Consider the following 19048-nt stretch of genomic DNA (forward strand, 5'->3'; position numbering starts at 1 on the left):
GGACTCATGCTCTGCCTTGGCCTAGCATGAAAAAGAAATTATGGAACAATTAAAAGATGCACTGCTGGAGCAGTTTGGGCTGGTGTTTGAAGACAGCAGTCTGCTAGAGACCGCTTTTACTCATACCAGCTATGCCAATGAGCACCGCCTCTTAAAAATTTCACACAATGAACGCCTGGAATTTTTAGGAGACGCTGTTCTGCAGCTGATTATTTCTGAGTATTTATATAAAAAATACCCCAAAAAACCAGAAGGAGATTTGTCAAAACTACGCTCCATGATTGTTCGGGAGGAGAGTTTGGCTGGCTTTGCACGGGACTGTCAGTTCGATCAGTTTATCAAGCTGGGTCGCGGTGAGGAAAAGTCAGGAGGCCGCAATCGCGATACCATTCTGGGTGACTTATTTGAGGCCTTTTTGGGTGCCCTTCTTTTGGATAAGGATGTGGAGACTGTCAAAGACTTTATTTACCAAGTCATGATTCCCAAGGTAGAAGCAGGTGACTTTGAGCAGGTGACTGACTATAAGACTAAGCTGCAAGAACTCCTACAGGTTAATGGGGATGTGGAGATTGTCTATCAGGTTACAGATGAGACAGGGCCAGCCCATGCTAAGAACTTTGCTGTGGCTGTGTTAATCAATGGTCAGAAAGCGGGTCAGGGACAAGGCCGTTCTAAGAAACTGGCTGAGCAGGAAGCTGCCAAGGATGCATTTGAAAAGGAAAGTCACTAATGTTTTTAAAGGAAATTGAAATTCAGGGCTTCAAGTCATTTGCAGATAAGACCAAGGTGGTTTTTGACCAAGGTGTGACTGCTGTTGTTGGTCCCAATGGCTCAGGCAAGTCCAACATTACAGAGAGCCTGCGCTGGGCTCTGGGTGAGTCGAGTGTCAAGAGTCTGCGGGGTGGCAAGATGCCCGATGTCATTTTTGCAGGGACGGAGAACCGCAAGCCCCTCAACTATGCTTCGGTCGTTGTGGTTTTGGATAATCAGGATCAGTTTATCAAGCAAGCAAGCAAGGAAATCCGCGTCGAGCGCCATATCTATCGCAGTGGTGATAGCGAGTACAAGATTGACGGCAAAAAGGTCCGTCTGCGCGATGTCCATGACCTTTTCATGGATACAGGACTGGGACGGGATTCTTTCTCCATTATTTCCCAAGGAAAGGTCGAGGAAATCTTTAACAGTAAGCCAGAGGAGCGTCGGGCTATTTTTGAAGAAGCGGCCGGAGTGCTCAAATATAAGACCCGTCGCAAGGAAACAGAAAGCAAACTAGCGCAGACTCAAGACAATTTGGATCGCTTGGAAGATATTATCTACGAGCTGGATAGTCAAGTCAAGCCACTGGAAAAGCAGGCTGAGACGGCCAAGCGCTTTTTAGAACTGGATCATGAGCGTCAGGAGCTTTATCTGGATGTCTTGGTGGCTCAAATCAAGGCGAATAAAACTGATTTGACGGCGGCAGAAGCTGATTTGGAGAGTATCAAGCAGGAACTAGCGGCCTATTATACGAAACGGGATGAATTGGAGCGTGAAAACCAAGAGATTAAGGTTAAACGTCAGGAAGTGAATCAAAAACTGTCTGACGATCAGGCCAGTCTTTTGGAGTTGACGCGTTTGATCAGTGATTTGGAACGCCAGATAGACCTAGCTAAGCTGGAATCTAGTCAGGCGGCCAGCAGCCGTTTGGAAAATGAAGAACGCTTGGCTGGGTTGAGAGAAAAAAGCCAGCAGCTGACAGCTGATATTTCCTCCAAGGAAGCTCATCTGGCTGATTTAGTAGTCCAGTTGACAGAAAATCAAGAGGCTATGAGCCAGTTGGAAGCAGAATTGGCGGACTTTTCAGATGACCCAGACCAGTTGATCGAAAATCTGCGGGATCGTTACGTCAAGCTCATGCAAGAAGAAGCGGACTTGTCCAACGACTTGACCTCGCTAGAAAATCGTCTGGAGAATGAGCGGAGCCAAGCGGCCAGCAAACAGGCAGAGTTTAGCAAACTACAGGCTGATTTAAAAGCTGGTAGAGACGAAGAAGCGGCTCGACAAGCAGAATTGGAAGCGGCACAGGCTGCCCTCAGAGACTTGCTAGATCAGTATCAGCAGCAGGAGGAGCAGGTCGAGAAGTTGGCGACTGCTTATCAAAATGAGCAGACCAGCATGTTTGCCCTGCTGGATGATTTGAAAAATAAAAAAGCCCGTGCAGCCAGTTTAGAAGCTATTCTTAAAAATCACAGTAATTTCTATGCAGGTGTAAAAAGTGTCCTGCAGGAAGCTGATCGTCTGGGTGGCATTGTCGGGGCAGTCAGCGAGAAATTGAGCTTCGATCCTCATTACCAGACCGCTTTGGAAATTGCGCTGGGGGCAAGTAGTCAGCATATCATCGTTGAGGACGAAGGGGCAGCGACCAGAGCCATCGATTTTCTTAAGAAAAATCGGGCTGGTCGGGCTACCTTCCTACCTCTGACGACCATCAAGGCTCGTCAACTTCCCGAGCAAAATCAATCCAGAATTGAGGCTAGTTCAGGCTTCTTAGGTATAGCTTCGGAGCTGGTGACCTATGAGCCAGGTTTGGAGAATATTTTCCAAAATCTATTGGGGACAACCGCTATTTTTGATACGATTGAGCATGCGCGTGCGGCTGCTCGTCAGGTTCGTTACCAAGTCAGAATTGTAACGCTGGACGGAACGGAACTGCGCACAGGCGGTTCTTACGCCGGAGGAGCCAATCGCAATAATAACACAATCTTTATCAAGCCTGAACTGGACAGCCTGCTTGGAGAAATGGAGCAGCAGTCCCAGAAGCTGAAAGCTCAGGAGCAGCAAGTCGAAAGCTTGCAGTCTCAGCTATCAGAGGCCAAGCAAGCCTTGGAAGCCATCAAGTCTGAGGGTGAGCAAGCCCGCTTGACGGAGCAAAGAGTCAAGTTGGCCTACGAACAGATTGCAGAGCGGGTTGCGGAACTCAGCCAGCTGGAGCAACTCCAGGAGCAAGATTTGGCTAATCAGACTGAAGCAGCAGGCCTTGCTGAAAAGAAAAAAATGGAAGAGCGGCTGTCGGCTATCGAGGCTTCCAAAGTAGCCATTACTGCTGAAATCGAGCAAGTCAAGTCGAATAAAAACGCTGTTCAGGATCGTTTCGATCAGCTATCGGCTAACTTGTCAGAACTGAAATTGAAGAGCACGGAGCTGACTTCTAGCCAGCGCTTTGAGAAGAATGATTTGTCGCGTTTGCTAGAGGAGAAGGCTGCTCTGGACAAGGAAGTCGTTACTTTGCAGCTTTTGATAGAGCAAAAGGAAGAAGCGGTCAGCCAGAAGGTGGATATTTCCGTCTTGGAAGAGCAGCTTAAGACTGCCCAAGAGAAAAAGACAGACTTGGATCAGAGCCTCATCCGACTCAAATTTGAGCTGGACGACTTAGAGGGCCAGTCTGAGGATATTCTAGGGAACTTAGATCAAGCCCGTCAGCAAAACGAAAGTCTGATTCGCCGTCAGGCCAAGGCAGAGGCTGAAAAAGAGAAATTTTCAGATGCCTTGCGTCGTCTGCTGACTAATCTGACGGATAATTACCAGATCAGCTTTGAAGAGGCTGATCAAAGAGCGCGTTCTTTGGAAAATCTTGCAGCTGCAGAAGCCCAAGTCAAAGACTTAGAAAAGGCTATTCGTGCTTTGGGACCGGTCAATCTGGAAGCAGTAGAACAATTTGAAGAAGTCAGCAACCGACTGAATTTCCTCAAAAGTCAGCGGGACGATGTCCTCTCAGCCAAAAATCTTCTCTTGGAAACCATTGAAGAGATGAATGACGAAGTCAAGGAACGTTTCCAAACAACCTTTGAAGCCATTCGTGAAAGCTTCAAGCTGACCTTTAGCCAGATGTTTGGCGGCGGTTCAGCTGACCTGATCTTGACAGAAGGCGACCTGCTGACAGCTGGGGTAGAGATTTCGGTTCAGCCTCCGGGCAAGAAAATCCAATCTCTCAATCTTATGAGTGGTGGAGAAAAAGCCCTGTCAGCCTTAGCCCTTCTCTTCTCCATCATCCGCGTCAAGACCATTCCGTTTGTTATCTTGGATGAAGTTGAGGCAGCTCTGGATGAGGCCAATGTCAAGCGCTTTGGGGATTATCTCAATCGCTTTGACAAAGAAAGCCAGTTTATCGTTGTGACCCACCGTAAGGGAACCATGTCTGCAGCAGACTCTATCTATGGAGTAACCATGCAGGAGTCAGGAGTTTCCAAGATTGTGTCGGTCAAGTTAAAAGATTTAGAAAGTTTATAGTATGAGTATAAAATTAGTAGCAACAGAAATCGGAATAAGGTAATTGATACAATAGAATACTAAGAAAGCCTTTGAATAAGTTGTTTCAAGGCTTTTTACTGTCTATAGATAGAAGGAAATGGGTATCAGAAATACTTTGATTCTATGGAGACACCCTTGATTTGTTAAACGTTAAATTGCATGTTTCGAAAGTCAATCATCTTGAGGCAGTATAACTGCATAATAACATTTCTTTCGTCAATAGAAAGTAGGAGTTATAGTAAATTGTGAGAATTCTTGGTATAATGAGGATAATAAATAAAAAATAATTTGAAGGCACAGGTATGTTGATGGAAATAAACTAGGTTATAGATAATACAAAAGCGTATATCGTCTGTCATTACATTCCTTGGCGGATTTACAACGAATATTATAGGCTCTTCTCAAATGTGTTCTCTGTGATTATGGGGATTTTCTTCATGATTAATATTCTCGTAAGTAAGGAAATACTCGCACGTTTAACGCTTCGCATTCTCAATGTGGTGTTGCTAAAAGACAAAATTGAGCACATTCTTATGTCGGGGAAGTCATCGTGGATACGTATGACCGTTTCTTGATGAGTCAAATCATCGAGGCGGGAATTGTTGGGGTTATGATTTTTGCCGCATACTCTCTTGTAGGGTTGCCATATGCAGGACTTGTTGGGGTGCTGGCCGGAGTATTCTCGTTCATTCCGAATATCGGGCCGTTTATGGCGTGCGGAATCGTAATGCTCTTCATCTTTACAGAAAGCCCAATTCAAGCACTCATTTCGGTTGTCGTCTTTATGGTCGTTCAAACAGTGGAAGGCAATGTCGTCTATCCTAGGGTTGTCGGCAGTTCCGTAGGGTTGCCAACGGCTCTAACCCTTGCTACTACGTTAATCGGTGGAAATCTCTTTGGTTTAGTAGGAATGATTTTCTTCACACCAATCTTTGCCGTGATTTACCGTCTCGTGAAAGAATGGATGGAGAAACATGAACAAGCTGCTCCAGTGGTAGCTGTAGGAGGTATTATTGATGAAGAAAATTAGCGACTTAGGGATTACGGGGAAAAAGCTCCTCTTTGAAGGGATTGCGTTCCTTGTTGCTGGGATATTGCTCCTTATATTCGGACCAAGCTTCCCAGAATTGATGTTACGTCTGTTTTTAACATTCTTATGGGCCCGTGAACTATGGAATTTCTTATTCCGTTGGTTTAGTAAAGCGGCATCTAAAGACCCGTTATGGCTGAATATAGGGAAATTTTCCCTTTACGGATTTTTAGCAGGAAATCAATTCTTCCTGTCATTGCCGATTGCGATTGTAAGCATCTTGATGGGACTCAATGAAGTGATGAAGGCGGGAATTAGTGGTGTGACATACTATATTTATGTCAAAGATGATATTCGCCCGCGATTTCGCTTGCTCTTTGATACCATTTGGCTTTCAGTTGTCGGGGTAGCCACTTTAATTTCTCTTGGGGGCGACGGCAATTTGCAAATGTTCTTCCTTTCGCTCTATTTTATCGGGTATGGGATTAGCAATATTCGGGACGGCTGGTTCTTCGAGGCCGAAGTTGGAAAGAAAGTCCTTCGCAGACGCTTGCGTCGTGGGATGCCGCTTGTATTTGCTGCACTGATTCCTCGAGTAACCTTACAAAAAATTAATGATGCGTTGGAACTTGGAGAAGGCGAAACGGCTTCAGAAATTTACGACCGTGCCAAAGAAAATGCAGAACCAAACTTAGAGATGTTTATTCATGTCACAAAAGACGGGTTTGGAGCCATCGGGCATGTCGACCTGTGTTATAAGGGCCGCATTATTTCATTCGGAAACTACGATACGAATTCGGAGCGCCTCTTTGGAACGATGGGGGACGGGGTACTTTTCAGTGCCGACCGTGAAAAATACATCGAATTTTGTAAACGCGAAAATCATAAGACCCTACTGGGATATGGTCTTGCCTTGTCTCCAGAACAACTCGCGGCCATCGATAAGGAAATCGCCAAATTGATGTCGCTGACAGTGCCTTGGGATCCACCGAAAATGGTGAAACCTAAGCATCCTGGAATCGACAAAGAAGAACCAATGTATGCCTACAAGCTCAAACAAGAAGCAGATGCACTCTTGTATAAATTTACCTCTTCAAAATTCAAGACGTATTTTGTGATGAGTACCAACTGTGTATTGCTAGCCGATACGATTGTCGGGACAGCAGGCACCGATATTTTAAGCGCCCGAGGATTTATTTCACCAGGAACGTACCAAGATTACTTAGATAAGGAGTTTGAGAGACCGCATAGTCTAGTCGTGACGAAGCGCGTCTATCAGTAAGAACATGGAACTTCATGAAAAAGAATTCTTTATGAGGGAAGCGTTGAAGGAAGCGCAGAAAGCCTATGACCAAGCGGAAGTGCCAATCGGGGCTGTCGTGGTCTTGAATGGTGAAATTATTGGGCGTGGTCATAACTTACGTGAAAAGGAACAAGACGCCACGCTGCACGCCGAAATCAAAGCCATTCGCCAGGCAAACCAACACCTTGGAAGCTGGCGACTCGAAGACTGCTAAGTCAGTTTGTAGACCACGCTTCGCCAGAACGTATTTGCCAAATAGCAAAACATAAATTGAATTTAGGATAACTAAATATATAAAAAGTTTATGTGATGTTATTTTATAAAATAAAAAAGTAAATAGATATAGTATAAACAATATCAAAAACGGTCAGGTCATAGAAATATGATCTGACTGTTTTTCATCTGTGGAATGAAGTGTTAGTTTTATGATATAATATAAAGGATTAACAGAGATGAGAAATGATGGGGGTTGCCTAAATCCTTAAAAGATGCATACCCTAAATGCCCTTTGCACACCCCTAATTCAAAAAAGGAGATAATTGTATGATAAGACTCATTGCCACAGATATGGACGGGACTTTTTTAGATGACAAGGGTCAGTTTGATATGGAGCGGCTCAAGCACCTGCTAGCTCAGTTTAGAGAAAAGGGCATCTACTTTGCTGTTGCCAGTGGTCGAGGGATTCTCTCTCTTGAGAAGCTCTTTCATGAAGTTCGGGATGATATTATCTTTATCGCAGAAAATGGTAGCCTAGTAGAGTTTCAAGGAAAAGATCTATACGAAGCAACCATGCCAAGAGAATTTTATCTAAAGGTATTTGACAAGCTTAAGGAGTCGCCTTTTGTCAATATCAATGAGTTGCTTCTGACAGGGAAAAAAGGCTGTTATGTGCTAGAGACAGTAGATCCGACTTATCTCTCTTTCAGCGCTAATTATAATGAAAATATCCAAAAAGTTGCTGATTTTAGTGAGATTACAGACGAGATTTTTAAATTCACGACCAATTTCAGCGAAGAAACAGTGGCCGACGGCGAAGCCTGGGTCAATGAAAATGTCGCAGGTGTCAAGGCGATGACAACAGGCTATAAGTCGATTGATATCGTGCTGGACTATGTGGATAAAGGCGTGGCTCTTGTCGAGCTAGCTAAGAAGCTAGGCCTAGAAATGGACCAGGTCATGGCTTTTGGCGATAACCTCAATGACCTGCATATGATGCAGGTGGTGGGGCACCCGATTGCACCAGAAAATGCACGGCCGGAAATTTTGGCAGTTGCGAAAGAAGTGATTGGCCACCATGCGGCCCAATCTGTTATGACCTACATGGAGGGCTTATAATGGCTGATATTAAATTGATCGCTTTGGACTTGGACGGGACGCTTTTGACTACGGATAAAAAGATTTCTCAAGGGAATCTGGCAGCGCTCAAAGCGGCTCAGCAGCAAGGTGTCAAAGTTGTATTGACCACAGGGCGTCCGCTTAAGGCTATGGAATTTTTCCTGCATGAGCTGGGCACTGATGGTCAGGCAGATGAATACACCATTACCTTTAATGGTGGTCTAGTTCAGCGCAATACAGGCGAAATTTTGGATAAAACAGTTTTTGCCTACGATGATGTAGCTAGAATTTATGAAGAGACTGAGAAATTGGGTCTGCCTCTGGATGCGATTGATGGGGGCTTGGTTTATCAGATTCAATCAGACCAAGTATCGCTCTATGCGGAGTTTAATCCAGCTCTGAACTTTGAATCCATTGCTTTTGAAGACCTTTCTAGCCAAATTACCTACAATAAGTGCGTCACAGCCTTTGCTCAGGAACCGCTGGATGCAGCCATTCCTCATATTGCGCCCGAACTGTTTGACCAGTATGAGATTTTCAAATCACGGGAAATGCTGCTGGAATGGTCACCGAAAAATGTCCACAAGGCGACTGGTTTGGAGAAACTGATTGCCCACTTGGGAATTGATAAAAGCCAAGTTATGGCCTGCGGTGACGAAGCCAATGATCTGTCAATGATTGCTTGGGCTGGGCTAGGAGTTGCCATGCAAAATGCTGTGCCAGAAGTCAAGGAAGTCGCAGAAGTTGTCACTCCGATGACCAATGATGAAGATGCAGTTGCTTGGGCCATTCGGAAATATGTATTGAAGGAGAACTAAAGAATGGGATTATTTGACCGTCTTTTTGGACGTAAAAAAGAGGAACTTGAAGAAAAGCCCCAGTTAGAGGAGCAGGCAGAGGAGAGTTATCAGACTACAGAGACTGAAGTCCCATTTGAGGCAGAATCCCAGCCTCTTGCTGCTTCCAATGAAGAAACAGCGGAAACTCAGGAAGTAGAGTTTGTGTTAGAAGAGAAGATAGAGTCTACAGATTCAGCAATTTCTGAGCAGGAATTTGCCCCAACTACTCAACAAGCTGACTTATCTGAACCAGTGCTTGAAGACGAGGAAAGTCCTGAACAAGTTTTGGCTGAGGCAGAAGAGCAGTCTGAAACTTCAGCAAATCAAGCGTTGGAAAGTAGTAGCGAATCAGAAGCGGCGACTGAAAGCAGAGATTATTACCAAGAATTACAGGAACGTTTGGCTGCAGCGAGAGAGCAAATTAACTACGAATCAGAGCAAGAAGTATCTAGTGAGCAGGAAGCAAGCACTTCTTCAAAAGTAGACTCGACCGAGTATGGAGAAGAGGCAGAGGAAGAACTGACTCCCGCAGAAACATCTGAGAGTTCTACTGAATACCAAGAAGAGAGTGTTCAAGACAAGTATGACCGCAGTCTAAAAAAGACGCGGACTGGCTTTGGTGCTCGTCTCAATGCCTTCTTTGCTAATTTCCGCTCAGTTGACGAAGATTTCTTTGAAGACTTGGAAGAATTGCTGATTACCAGTGATGTCGGTGTGCAGGTAGCTTCCAATCTAACTGAGGACTTGCGCTATGAAGCACGCCTGGAAAATGCTAAGAAACCAGAAGCCTTGCGCCAACTAATCATTGAAAAATTGGTCGATATCTATGAGAAAGATGGCCGCTTTAATGAAAAAATCAATTTCCAAAACGGTTTGACTGTCATGCTCTTTGTCGGAGTAAATGGCGTAGGCAAGACGACCTCAATCGGTAAATTGGCCTATAAATACAAGCAAGAAGGTAAAAAAGTGATGCTGGTGGCAGCAGATACCTTCCGAGCTGGAGCAGTTGCCCAGCTGGCTGAGTGGGGTCGCCGAGTCGATGTGCCTGTTGTGACTGGCCCAGAAAAGAGCGATCCAGCCAGTGTCGTGTTTGACGGTTTGGAAAGAGCCAAGGCTGAAAATGTTGATATTCTCATGATTGATACAGCAGGTCGCTTGCAAAATAAAGACAATCTCATGGCAGAGCTGGAAAAAATCGGTCGCATTATCAAGAGGGTAGATCCAGCAGCGCCGCACGAAACCTTTCTAGCTTTGGATGCCTCTACGGGTCAAAATGCGCTGGTTCAGGCCAAGGAATTTTCAAAAATTACGCCTGTGACAGGTATTGTCCTGACTAAGATTGACGGAACTGCGCGCGGTGGTGTTGTTCTTGCCATTCGTCAGGAATTGGATATTCCAGTGAAACTGATTGGTTTTGGCGAGAAAATTGACGATATCGGCGAGTTTAATTCTGAGAACTTTATGAGAGGCCTCTTAGAAGGTTTGGTGTAATAGTCTATCTGATGGTGATTTGATAAAGCCTAAATTGAAATCAAACTCTTCTATCAAAAAGTAACTAAAATGGATGAAAAGGTTTGCTTGTTGCAAGCCTTTTTTCTTCTTTTTTGATATAATAAGAAGAATAAAATGAAAGAAGGAAATCCAATCATGGGAAAACTTGAAGTTATCGCTCATCCGCTCATTCAGCATAAATTGTCTATCTTGCGTCGTACAGATACCTCTACTAAAGCTTTTCGTGAATTAGTAGATGAAATCGCAATGCTGATGGGATACGAAGTTTTGCGCGATTTACCACTTGAAGATGTAGAAATTGAAACACCAATTACGAAAACAGTTCAAAAGCAGATTGCAGGGAAAAAATTGGCTATTGTCCCAATCTTGCGGGCTGGTATCGGTATGGTGGATGGTCTCCTGAGCTTGGTTCCTGCTGCTAAAGTCGGCCACATCGGAATGTACCGTGATGAAGAAACCCTGAAGCCCGTTGAATATTTGGTGAAATTGCCAGAAGACATTGATCAACGTCAAATCTTTGTTGTCGATCCAATGTTGGCTACGGGTGGTTCTGCTATTTTGGCTGTGGATTCACTTAAAAAACGTGGCGCAAGCAACATCACCTTTGTCTGCTTAGTGTCTGCTCCAGAAGGTGTCAAAGCCTTGCAGGATGCTCATCCTGATGTAGATATCTTCACTGCTGCCCTTGATGATCACCTCAATGAACACGGCTACATCGTTCCAGGTCTCGGAGATGCTGGTGACCGCCTCTTTGGTACAAAATAATAGCTAGAAGTTACAAAAAGGAAAGTTCTGCCAAACCGATGGATTCATGCTTTCCAAATCAAAGATAGACTTAGCGCTGCTTTCTGTCATCCGGCAGAGAAAGCAAATATTTGACCTTTTTTGACCAAAAAGATATAATAATGAATAGATCGAATGAAGGAGAAAATATTCATGATTCCTGTAGTTATTGAACAAACCAGCCGTGGTGAGCGTTCTTATGACATTTACTCACGCCTTTTAAAAGACCGTATTATCATGCTGACAGGTCCTGTTGAGGACAATATGGCTAATTCTGTTATTGCGCAATTGCTTTTCCTAGATGCACAAGACAGCACCAAGGACATCTATCTTTATGTTAATACTCCTGGTGGCTCTGTGTCAGCGGGATTGGCGATTGTAGATACCATGAACTTCATTAAGTCTGATGTGCAGACAATTGTCATGGGAATGGCAGCCAGCATGGGAACCATCATTGCATCTAGCGGAGCTAAAGGCAAACGTTTCATGCTTCCAAATGCAGAGTATATGATCCACCAGCCAATGGGTGGTACTGGTGGCGGTACTCAACAAACAGATATGGCTATTGCAGCAGAGCATTTGCTCAAGACTCGTAAGACCTTGGAGCAAATTCTTGCTGATAATTCTGGTAAATCGGTTGAGCAAATTCATGCAGATGCAGAACGTGATTACTGGATGAGTGCTCAAGAAACTCTTGAATATGGTTTCATCGATGAAATCATGGCTAATAATAATCTTAGCTAGTTTTCATTTATAACTACGAAAAATGCCCCATTTGCGGGCTTTTTTTGATATAATCAATAGAGTACAAATGACCAGAGAGGATTGTCATGTTTAAAAAAGAGGAACGAATGGGTTTCATCATTCATCTATACTATAATCGCGATGCAAAGAAGCTGGCTCATGTTGGAGATATTATTTATCATTCTAAGAAACACCGCTATTTGCAGCTTTATGTGGCAAAAGATCAGGCAGATTCTCTGAAGGAGAGCCTGTCAAAAGAGTCCTATATCAAAAAAATCCAGACTTGCGAGATCCAAAATTTGGATACGAATTTTGTTGGAAGTTTATTTAGAAACCAAGAAAACGCTATTATTTAAAAAAATGTCTTCTTTGGGTTGACAATTGTCAGATAATTCGGTATATTCTTACTATATCATTTGCAAACATAGCAAAAAACAAAATAGAGGAGATTATTCATGAAGAAAAAATTTGCACTTTCGCTTGTAGCTTTTGCTAGTGCTGCGCTTCTAGCAGCCTGTGGAGAAGTTTCTACAAACAACTCATCTGCTACTGGAACAGAAATCGGTAAAACACTTAAGTTCGGTTTCAACTTTGAAGAAACTGGCGCTGTAGCAGCTTACGGTACTGCAGAACAACACGGTGCTCAACTTGCTGTTGATGAAATCAACGCAGCTGGCGGTGTAGACGGTAAGAAAATCGAAGTAACTGATAAAGACAACAAATCAGAAACTGCAGAAGCTGCTACTATTTCTACAAGCTTGGTAACTCAAGATAAAGTTAATACAATCATTGGTCCTGCAACTTCAGGTGCCGTAGCTGCCGCAATTGCAAATGCTGGTAAAGCAGGAGTTCCTTTGGTAACACCAAGTGCAACACAAGATGATTTGACAAATAAACAAGATTATTTGTACCGTGCAACTTTTACTGATGGTTACCAAGGTAAAATCATTTCTAAATATGTAACTGATACTTTGAAAGCTAAAAAAGTTGTTCTCTACTATGATAATTCAAGCGATTATGCAAAAGGAATGGCAGAAGCTTTCAAGAAAGAATATAAGGGTGAAATCGTTGCGACAGAAACTTTCGCTTCTGGTGACTCAGACTTCCAAGCTGCTTTGACAAAAATCAAAGGTAAAGACTTTGATGCACTGATTGTGCCAGGTTATTACACAGAAGCTGGTAAATTGGTGAACCAAGCGCGTGGTTTGGGAATTAACCAAACAATCGTTGGACCTGATGGATTTAGCGATGCCAAGTTTGTTGAGCAAGCAACTCCAGCAGCAGCAACTAATGTTTATTATGTATCTGGTTTCTCAACTTCAGGTGACATGACTGATAAAGCGAAGAAATTCGTTGCAGCTTACAAAGCTAAATATAACGAAGAACCTTCAATGTTTGCAGCCCTTTCATATGACGCAGTTTATATGGCAGCAGAAGCATCTAAGGGTGCAAAAACATCTGTAGATATTAAAGATAACCTTGCTAAGTTAAAAGACTTTGAAGGAGTTACTGGATCTATTACCATCGATAAAGATCATAATCCTGTGAAGACAGCCTTGATGATTGGTTTGAAAGATGGTAAAGTAGAAACTGTTGAAACAGTTAAACCTGAATAAAGGGTCTGAGGCTGGGGATAAACCCAGTCTTTGACTTGTTTCTTACTTGCTTATGATGTTTGAGTAGAGACGGCAAGACAAGGCTTCGTCTGAGATTGTTGTTTCTGCTCTTATTTTATATTAGAAAGAGTGGTGTGGAATGCTCGAACAATTTCTTCAGCAATTGGCTAATGGATTGATTTTGGGGAGTGTTTATGCGCTTCTAGCCTTGGGTTATACCATGGTTTATGGAATTATCAAATTGATTAATTTCGCGCATGGAGACATTTATATGATTGGTGCTTTTATGGGATATTACCTGATTAACACCCTTCACCTAAACTTCTTTGTAGCCCTTATTTTATCTATGGTTGGAACAGCGATCCTTGGTGTAGTGATTGAGTTCTTAGCCTATCGTCCTTTGCGCAATTCAACGCGGATTGCAGCTTTGATCACAGCAATTGGGGTTTCTTTCCTCTTGGAGTACGGGATGGTCTTCTTTGTAGGTGCCAATACTCGTTCCTTCCCTCAAGTGATTAAAACAGTGCGTTATACGCTTGGGCCAATTTCGATTTCCAATATTCAATTGATGATTTTGGGAATTTCTATTTTACTCATGGTTGGTTTGCAGTTTATTGTGCAAAAGACGAAAATGGGTAAAGCTATGCGGGCTGTTTCCGTGGATAGCGATGCTGCCCAGCTGATGGGGATTAATGTCAATCGTACGATCAGCTTTACTTTTGCCTTGGGTTCAGCCTTGGCAGGAGCAGCAGGGGTGCTGATTGCTCTTTACTACAACTCACTTGAGCCACTGATGGGAATGACACCAGGTATCAAGTCCTTCGTTGCGGCAGTTTTGGGAGGAATTGGTATCATCCCTGGGGCAGCTTTGGGTGGTTTTGTAATCGGCCTCTTGGAAACTTTTGCAACAGCAGTTGGACTGTCAGATTTCCGTGATGCGATTGTGTATGCGATCTTGATTATCATTCTATTGGTTCGTCCAGCTGGTATTCTAGGTAAAAACGTGAAAGAGAAGGTGTAATGTATGAAAAATAATTTAAAAGTAAATGCGTTATGGCTTGCTCTGATCCTCTTTGGCTATCTATTGATGACAGTGCTTGCTAGCACAGGTATTCTCAATCCTTTCTATCTGCAAATCTTTGAGCAGATTGGGATTAATATTATCTTGGCTGTTGGCCTCAATCTTATCGTTGGTTTTTCTGGGCAATTCTCGCTTGGGCATGCTGGCTTTATGGCCATTGGTGCCTATGCAGTAGCTATTATGGGCTCTAAATCTCCAAACTATGGCACTTTCTTTATTGCTATGTTGGTTGGCGCTGTGATTGCGGGTGCTGTGGCCCTGCTTGTTGGTATTCCGACCCTGCGCTTAAAGGGAGACTATTTGGCGATTGCGACCCTTGGTGTTTCTGAAATTATCCGGATTCTGATTGTCAATGGAGGTGACCTGACTAATGGTGCGGCAGGTATCCTATCCATTCCTAACTTTACCTCTTGGCAGTTGGTTTATGTCTTTGTCGTAATTACAACTATTTTGACTCTTAACTTCCTCCGCAGTCCTATCGGACGTAGCACCTTGTCTGTTCGTGAAGACGAGATTGCGGCAGAGTCTGTCGGTGTCAATACAACAAAAATTAAAGTCATTGCTTTCGTTTTTGGAGCCATTACAGCTTCTATTGCAGGTTCTTTGCAGGCTGGATTTGTTGGCTCTGTTGTACCAAAAGACTATTCCTTTATCAATACAATCAATGTCCTGATTATCGTCGTTTTTGGCGGCCTTGGATCAATGACTGGAGCAATCGTTGCGGCAGTAGTATTGGGTATCCTCAATATGCTTTTACAAGATATCTCAAGTGTTCGGATGATTGTTTATTCGCTTGCCCTGATCTTGGTGATGATTTTCCGTCCAGGCGGCTTGCTTGGTACTTGGGAATTTAGCTTGGCTAAGCTCTTTAAAAAGAATAAGGAGGTCAAAGAATAATGGCACTTCTTGATGTAAAAAAATTAACCAAAAATTTTGGAGGACTAACAGCTGTTAGTGACGTGACTCTGGAATTAAACGAAGGGGAACTGGTCGGTCTTATCGGGCCTAACGGTGCTGGAAAAACAACTCTTTTCAACCTTTTGACAGGTGTTTATGAACCGAGTGAGGGAACGGTTACTTTGGATGGTCATTTGCTGAATGGCAAAACACCTTACAAGATTGCAACACTGGGTCTCAGCCGGACTTTCCAAAATATTCGTCTTTTTAAAGATTTGACAGTGTTGGATAATGTACTGATTGCTTTCGGTAATCATCATAAACCTCATGTGTTGGCTTCTTTCTTCCGTCTTCCAGCATTTTATAAAAATGAAGAGGAATTGAAAGCAAAAGCTCTAGAATTGCTGGCTATCTTTGACTTGGATAAGGAAGCAGAAACCTTGGCTAAAAATTTGGCTTATGGTCAACAGCGTCGTCTGGAGATTGTCCGAGCGCTTGCCACAGAGCCAAAGATTCTCTTCTTGGATGAGCCAGCTGCTGGGATGAATCCACAGGAAACAGCTGAGCTGACTGCCCTGATCCGTCGGATTAAAAATGAATTTAATATTACCATCATGCTGATTGAGCATGATATGAGTCTGGTTATGGAAGTAACTGAGCGCATCTACGTACTAGAATACGGTCGCTTGATTGCCCACGGCACACCAGATGAGATTAAGAATGACAAACGCGTTATTGAAGCTTATCTAGGAGGTGAAGCCTAATGTCCATGCTCAAAGTTGAAAATCTATCTGTCCACTATGGCATGATTCAGGCTGTCCGTGATGTCAGTTTTGAAGTCAACGAAGGAGAGGTTGTTTCCCTTATCGGTGCCAATGGTGCTGGTAAAACGACCATCCTCCGCACGATCTCTGGTTTGGTTCGCCCAAGTGCTGGGAAGATTGAATTTTTAGGCAATGAAATTCAAAAAGTTCCTGCTCAAAAGATTGTGGCTGCAGGGCTTTCACAGGTTCCAGAAGGGCGCCATGTCTTTCCAGGCCTGACCGTTTTGGAAAATCTTGAAATGGGAGCCTTTCTTAAGAAAAATCGTGAAGAAAATCAAGCCAATCTCAAAAAGGTCTTCTCTCGTTTTCCACGCTTGGAAGAGCGTAAGAACCAAGATGCAGCGACCCTATCTGGTGGTGAGCAGCAGATGCTAGCTATGGGACGAGCGCTCATGTCTACGCCTAAGCTCTTACTCTTGGACGAGCCGTCAATGGGGCTGGCTCCAATTTTCATCCAAGAAATCTTTGATATCATTCAAGATATCCAAAAGCAGGGGACAACTGTGCTTTTGATTGAGCAAAATGCCAATAAAGCACTATCTATCGCAGACCGTGGTTATGTTCTTGAAACAGGAAAAATCGTTCTATCTGGAACAGGCCAAGAGCTCCTCGCTTCTGACGAAGTCCGCAAAGCATATCTAGGTGGTTAAAAAGGTCCAGTGGACCTTTTTAAGTTGCGGATAAAGAAAACGAGGTTTTCGTCAAAATGTCTGGGAGACATTTTTAGGTTGTTGATAGAAAGTTATGATAGTAACTTAACATTTAGAAAAGGTCCAGTGGACCTTTTTAAGTTGCAGATAAAGAAAACGAGGTTTTCGTCAAAATGTCCAGTGGATTGTTTCAGGTTGCAGATGGGAACTCGTGGCAGCGAGTTTTCGCTTATTAAGGTCCAGTGGACCTTTTTTGTTTTCAAGATAAATTTGTTTATTTGGATGAGCCGATAGTCGTTTTTGATTACAACTAAAAAGTTACATTAGCAGCTGCATGTTTTTAAAAATCCGCTGGGCCCTTTTTAGATGAGGCTAGAGTTTCGTGGTATAGTTTTCTTTGATGAAAGTCTCCATTTTTTTAGGTACTGTGGTAGTAAGCAATGTAATAGTCCCACAGAAATCTTGCTCTGAATTTATTTCTTCATTTTAAGTATCAAGCGAAAATATGGTAAAATATGGGAGAAGAAAAATTGCTCGGGTCGAAATAAAGATTGGAAATTTCGGAAATAATTTGTCAAAGTATAGGATATGCTTATAGGCGATAACTGGCGAGATGGAGAGTCATTTTAGCTTTTGATTTTGAAGTGAAGAAAGAAGCTGTTGTCTGTTCGGCTTTATATCATTCTCTTACGCAACTAGAATTCAATAAAGATATGCCTATCAGGGATAGAAAATGGTAGTCGAGTTTCTTTGCTTGGTTTGCTCGAGCGAGTAATATTGGTTTTTGAAAACATTTAAATGATTATAGAGGATGAAAGATGAAACTAGTCAGTGACAGGCTTTTGAAAAAGGTTATTATAAATCGATCGCTAGACAGCCATAAAGGTGACTATGGACGCCTGCTCTTGATTGGCGGGACCTATCCCTACGGAGGGGCTATTATCATGGCTGCCTTGGCCGCAGTAAGGAGCGGAGCTGGTTTGGTGACTGTTGCAACTGAACGGGAAAATATTCCTGCCCTCCATGCCCATTTGCCAGAGGCTATGGCCTTTGATTTGCGGGAACAAGAGCGGCTGATAGAGCAGATCCGCAAGGCTACTGTTATTTTAATCGGACCGGGTTTGGCTAAAAATTCTTTAGAGAAATCGGTACTACAGCTGGTTTTACAGCTTGTAAACAAGCAACAAATCTTGATCATGGATGGGGGCGCTATCTCACTTTTTGCCAAGCAAGCTCTGCCTTTTCCAAACTCCCAGACAATTTTTACCCCTCACCAGAAAGAATGGGAAAGCTTGTCTGGCTTGCCCATCGAGTCGCAGGACGAAAAATCTAGCCAAAAGGCTGTTGACCAATTTCCTAAGGGAACTCTAGTTGTACAGAAAAGGAATGGAACGCGAGTTTTTCAGAGTGGAGAAAAGGATATTTATCAACTGCCGGTTGGTGGTCCCTATCAAGCAACTGGTGGTATGGGAGATACCTTGGCAGGGATGGTTGCCGGCTTTGCAGGTCAATTTCAGCAGGCTTCACTTCTTGAAAGAGTAACAGCTGCGACCTACTTGCATTCAGCCATTGCGGATGAGTTAGCCAAAGAAGTTTATGTGGTATTACCGACAGAATTGAGTCAACAAATTTCAACTTGGATGAAAAATTTTAGTCAATAAATCTTGGGAGGCTTGGAAAAATCCGAGCCTCTTTTTGTGGATTAGGAAATCTTGCCTTAGTTAGGAAAAGTCTAGGATTCATCAATTTTCTCACATATTTACTTTTTTAATTTATAGAAAAAAGTTAATACGATAGAAAACTTTTTTGTGCTATAATAAAAACAAAGTATGAGAGTTAAAAGTATAAAAACTAGTAGAAAAGGATAAGTGCAAAAAGTCTTATGTCAGAGTTAAGGATAGCAATTGGAAAAAAAATTCGAGAACTGCGGGAACAACGGAAAATGACAAGAGAATTGCTGTGTGAAGATGAGACTCGTTTGACAGTCAGACAGCTTGCTCGGATCGAGGCAGGCGATTCGATTCCTAGTTTACTAACCTTAGAATTCATTGCGCAACAGTTGCATATCGAAATGTATCAAATTATCAAGGAAAGTACAAAATCTTAGTGATTTTTATCCTGAAAATTGAGAACTTGGAAGCACTGAC

16 protein-coding genes and 2 pseudogenes are annotated in these 19048 nt (G+C 43.1%); all 18 read left to right on the plus strand.

The features are described 5' to 3' along the window. Window positions 1-40: 40 nt before the first annotated feature. The 18 genes and pseudogenes from rnc to HBA50_RS03140 all read left to right on the plus strand — a co-directional run bounded on the left by rnc (window position 41) and on the right by HBA50_RS03140 (window position 19008). Window positions 41-730 (plus strand): ribonuclease III, encoded by a 690-nt coding sequence (gene rnc / locus HBA50_RS03055; RefSeq protein WP_045501072.1) that lies wholly within the window; start codon window positions 41-43, stop codon window positions 728-730. Next, complete coding sequence (gene smc, locus HBA50_RS03060; protein WP_045501073.1) at window positions 730-4266, plus strand: chromosome segregation protein SMC; 3537 nt, start codon at window positions 730-732, stop codon at window positions 4264-4266. The genes rnc and smc overlap by 1 nt, the downstream gene beginning before the upstream one ends. Before the next feature lie 366 nt (window positions 4267-4632). Further along, window positions 4633-5317, plus strand: a pseudogene (locus HBA50_RS03065) (AI-2E family transporter); the annotation flags it as partial. Beyond that, the gene (locus HBA50_RS03070; protein WP_015605191.1) at window positions 5304-6599 is read left to right on the plus strand and encodes a hypothetical protein; all 1296 of its coding nucleotides are present in this window, start codon (window positions 5304-5306) and stop codon (window positions 6597-6599) included. The pseudogene HBA50_RS03065 and the gene HBA50_RS03070, both read left to right, overlap by 14 nt. Before the next feature lie 4 nt (window positions 6600-6603). Continuing rightward, window positions 6604-6831, plus strand: a pseudogene (locus HBA50_RS03075) (nucleoside deaminase); the annotation flags it as partial. A gap of 332 nt (window positions 6832-7163) precedes the next feature. Next, entirely contained in the window at window positions 7164-7955 is a 792-nt protein-coding gene (locus tag HBA50_RS03080; RefSeq protein WP_015605189.1) for a Cof-type HAD-IIB family hydrolase, read from the plus strand. Beyond that, window positions 7955-8773, plus strand: coding sequence for a Cof-type HAD-IIB family hydrolase (locus HBA50_RS03085; RefSeq protein ID WP_015605188.1), 819 nt, complete (start codon window positions 7955-7957; stop codon window positions 8771-8773). Before HBA50_RS03080 ends, HBA50_RS03085 begins: the two co-directional genes overlap by 1 nt. Before the next feature lie 3 nt (window positions 8774-8776). Continuing rightward, window positions 8777-10285, plus strand: coding sequence for a signal recognition particle-docking protein FtsY (gene ftsY, locus HBA50_RS03090; RefSeq protein ID WP_015605187.1), 1509 nt, complete (start codon window positions 8777-8779; stop codon window positions 10283-10285). A 156-nt stretch (window positions 10286-10441) separates the two neighbouring features. After that, entirely contained in the window at window positions 10442-11071 is a 630-nt protein-coding gene (gene upp, locus HBA50_RS03095; RefSeq protein ID WP_015605186.1) for a uracil phosphoribosyltransferase, read from the plus strand. 171 nt (window positions 11072-11242) lie between these two features. Next, window positions 11243-11833: an ATP-dependent Clp protease proteolytic subunit gene (locus HBA50_RS03100; RefSeq protein WP_015605185.1), complete on the plus strand. Its 591-nt coding sequence runs from the start codon at window positions 11243-11245 to the stop codon at window positions 11831-11833. A gap of 86 nt (window positions 11834-11919) precedes the next feature. After that, the gene (locus tag HBA50_RS03105) at window positions 11920-12189 is read left to right on the plus strand and encodes a DUF2129 domain-containing protein (protein ID WP_015605184.1); all 270 of its coding nucleotides are present in this window, start codon (window positions 11920-11922) and stop codon (window positions 12187-12189) included. Between the two features lie 99 nt (window positions 12190-12288). Beyond that, entirely contained in the window at window positions 12289-13449 is a 1161-nt protein-coding gene (locus tag HBA50_RS03110) for an ABC transporter substrate-binding protein (RefSeq protein ID WP_045501074.1), read from the plus strand. 139 nt (window positions 13450-13588) lie between these two features. Next, complete coding sequence (locus tag HBA50_RS03115; RefSeq protein WP_005589506.1) at window positions 13589-14470, plus strand: branched-chain amino acid ABC transporter permease; 882 nt, start codon at window positions 13589-13591, stop codon at window positions 14468-14470. A gap of 3 nt (window positions 14471-14473) precedes the next feature. Beyond that, complete coding sequence (locus tag HBA50_RS03120; protein WP_005589507.1) at window positions 14474-15427, plus strand: branched-chain amino acid ABC transporter permease; 954 nt, start codon at window positions 14474-14476, stop codon at window positions 15425-15427. Continuing rightward, window positions 15427-16191 carry an ABC transporter ATP-binding protein gene (locus HBA50_RS03125; protein WP_005589509.1) on the plus strand — a complete coding sequence of 255 codons (765 nt, stop codon included), beginning with the start codon at window positions 15427-15429 and terminating at the stop codon, window positions 16189-16191. The genes HBA50_RS03120 and HBA50_RS03125 overlap by 1 nt, the downstream gene beginning before the upstream one ends. Continuing rightward, the gene (locus tag HBA50_RS03130) at window positions 16191-16901 is read left to right on the plus strand and encodes an ABC transporter ATP-binding protein (RefSeq protein WP_045501076.1); all 711 of its coding nucleotides are present in this window, start codon (window positions 16191-16193) and stop codon (window positions 16899-16901) included. Before HBA50_RS03125 ends, HBA50_RS03130 begins: the two co-directional genes overlap by 1 nt. A gap of 818 nt (window positions 16902-17719) precedes the next feature. Beyond that, window positions 17720-18562: an NAD(P)H-hydrate dehydratase gene (locus tag HBA50_RS03135; protein ID WP_045501078.1), complete on the plus strand. Its 843-nt coding sequence runs from the start codon at window positions 17720-17722 to the stop codon at window positions 18560-18562. A 221-nt stretch (window positions 18563-18783) separates the two neighbouring features. Next, complete coding sequence (locus HBA50_RS03140) at window positions 18784-19008, plus strand: helix-turn-helix domain-containing protein (RefSeq protein WP_045501079.1); 225 nt, start codon at window positions 18784-18786, stop codon at window positions 19006-19008. Window positions 19009-19048 lie beyond the last annotated feature (40 nt).

Source organism: Streptococcus cristatus ATCC 51100 (assembly GCF_011612585.1).
In the GTDB taxonomy this organism is placed as follows: domain Bacteria; phylum Bacillota; class Bacilli; order Lactobacillales; family Streptococcaceae; genus Streptococcus; species Streptococcus cristatus_H.

Coding starts and splice junctions, on each gene's coding strand:
- rnc (WP_045501072.1), top strand. CDS start 41: ATGGAACAATTAAAAGATGCACTGCTGGAGCAGTTTGGGCTGGTGTTT.
- ftsY (WP_015605187.1), top strand. CDS start 8,777: ATGGGATTATTTGACCGTCTTTTTGGACGTAAAAAAGAGGAACTTGAA.
- HBA50_RS03100 (WP_015605185.1), top strand. CDS start 11,243: ATGATTCCTGTAGTTATTGAACAAACCAGCCGTGGTGAGCGTTCTTAT.
- HBA50_RS03080 (WP_015605189.1), top strand. CDS start 7,164: ATGATAAGACTCATTGCCACAGATATGGACGGGACTTTTTTAGATGAC.
- HBA50_RS03110 (WP_045501074.1), top strand. CDS start 12,289: ATGAAGAAAAAATTTGCACTTTCGCTTGTAGCTTTTGCTAGTGCTGCG.
- HBA50_RS03070 (WP_015605191.1), top strand. CDS start 5,304: ATGAAGAAAATTAGCGACTTAGGGATTACGGGGAAAAAGCTCCTCTTT.
- HBA50_RS03135 (WP_045501078.1), top strand. CDS start 17,720: ATGAAACTAGTCAGTGACAGGCTTTTGAAAAAGGTTATTATAAATCGA.
- upp (WP_015605186.1), top strand. CDS start 10,442: ATGGGAAAACTTGAAGTTATCGCTCATCCGCTCATTCAGCATAAATTG.
- HBA50_RS03140 (WP_045501079.1), top strand. CDS start 18,784: ATGTCAGAGTTAAGGATAGCAATTGGAAAAAAAATTCGAGAACTGCGG.
- HBA50_RS03105 (WP_015605184.1), top strand. CDS start 11,920: ATGTTTAAAAAAGAGGAACGAATGGGTTTCATCATTCATCTATACTAT.
- HBA50_RS03125 (WP_005589509.1), top strand. CDS start 15,427: ATGGCACTTCTTGATGTAAAAAAATTAACCAAAAATTTTGGAGGACTA.
- HBA50_RS03085 (WP_015605188.1), top strand. CDS start 7,955: ATGGCTGATATTAAATTGATCGCTTTGGACTTGGACGGGACGCTTTTG.
- HBA50_RS03115 (WP_005589506.1), top strand. CDS start 13,589: ATGCTCGAACAATTTCTTCAGCAATTGGCTAATGGATTGATTTTGGGG.
- smc (WP_045501073.1), top strand. CDS start 730: ATGTTTTTAAAGGAAATTGAAATTCAGGGCTTCAAGTCATTTGCAGAT.
- HBA50_RS03130 (WP_045501076.1), top strand. CDS start 16,191: ATGTCCATGCTCAAAGTTGAAAATCTATCTGTCCACTATGGCATGATT.
- HBA50_RS03120 (WP_005589507.1), top strand. CDS start 14,474: ATGAAAAATAATTTAAAAGTAAATGCGTTATGGCTTGCTCTGATCCTC.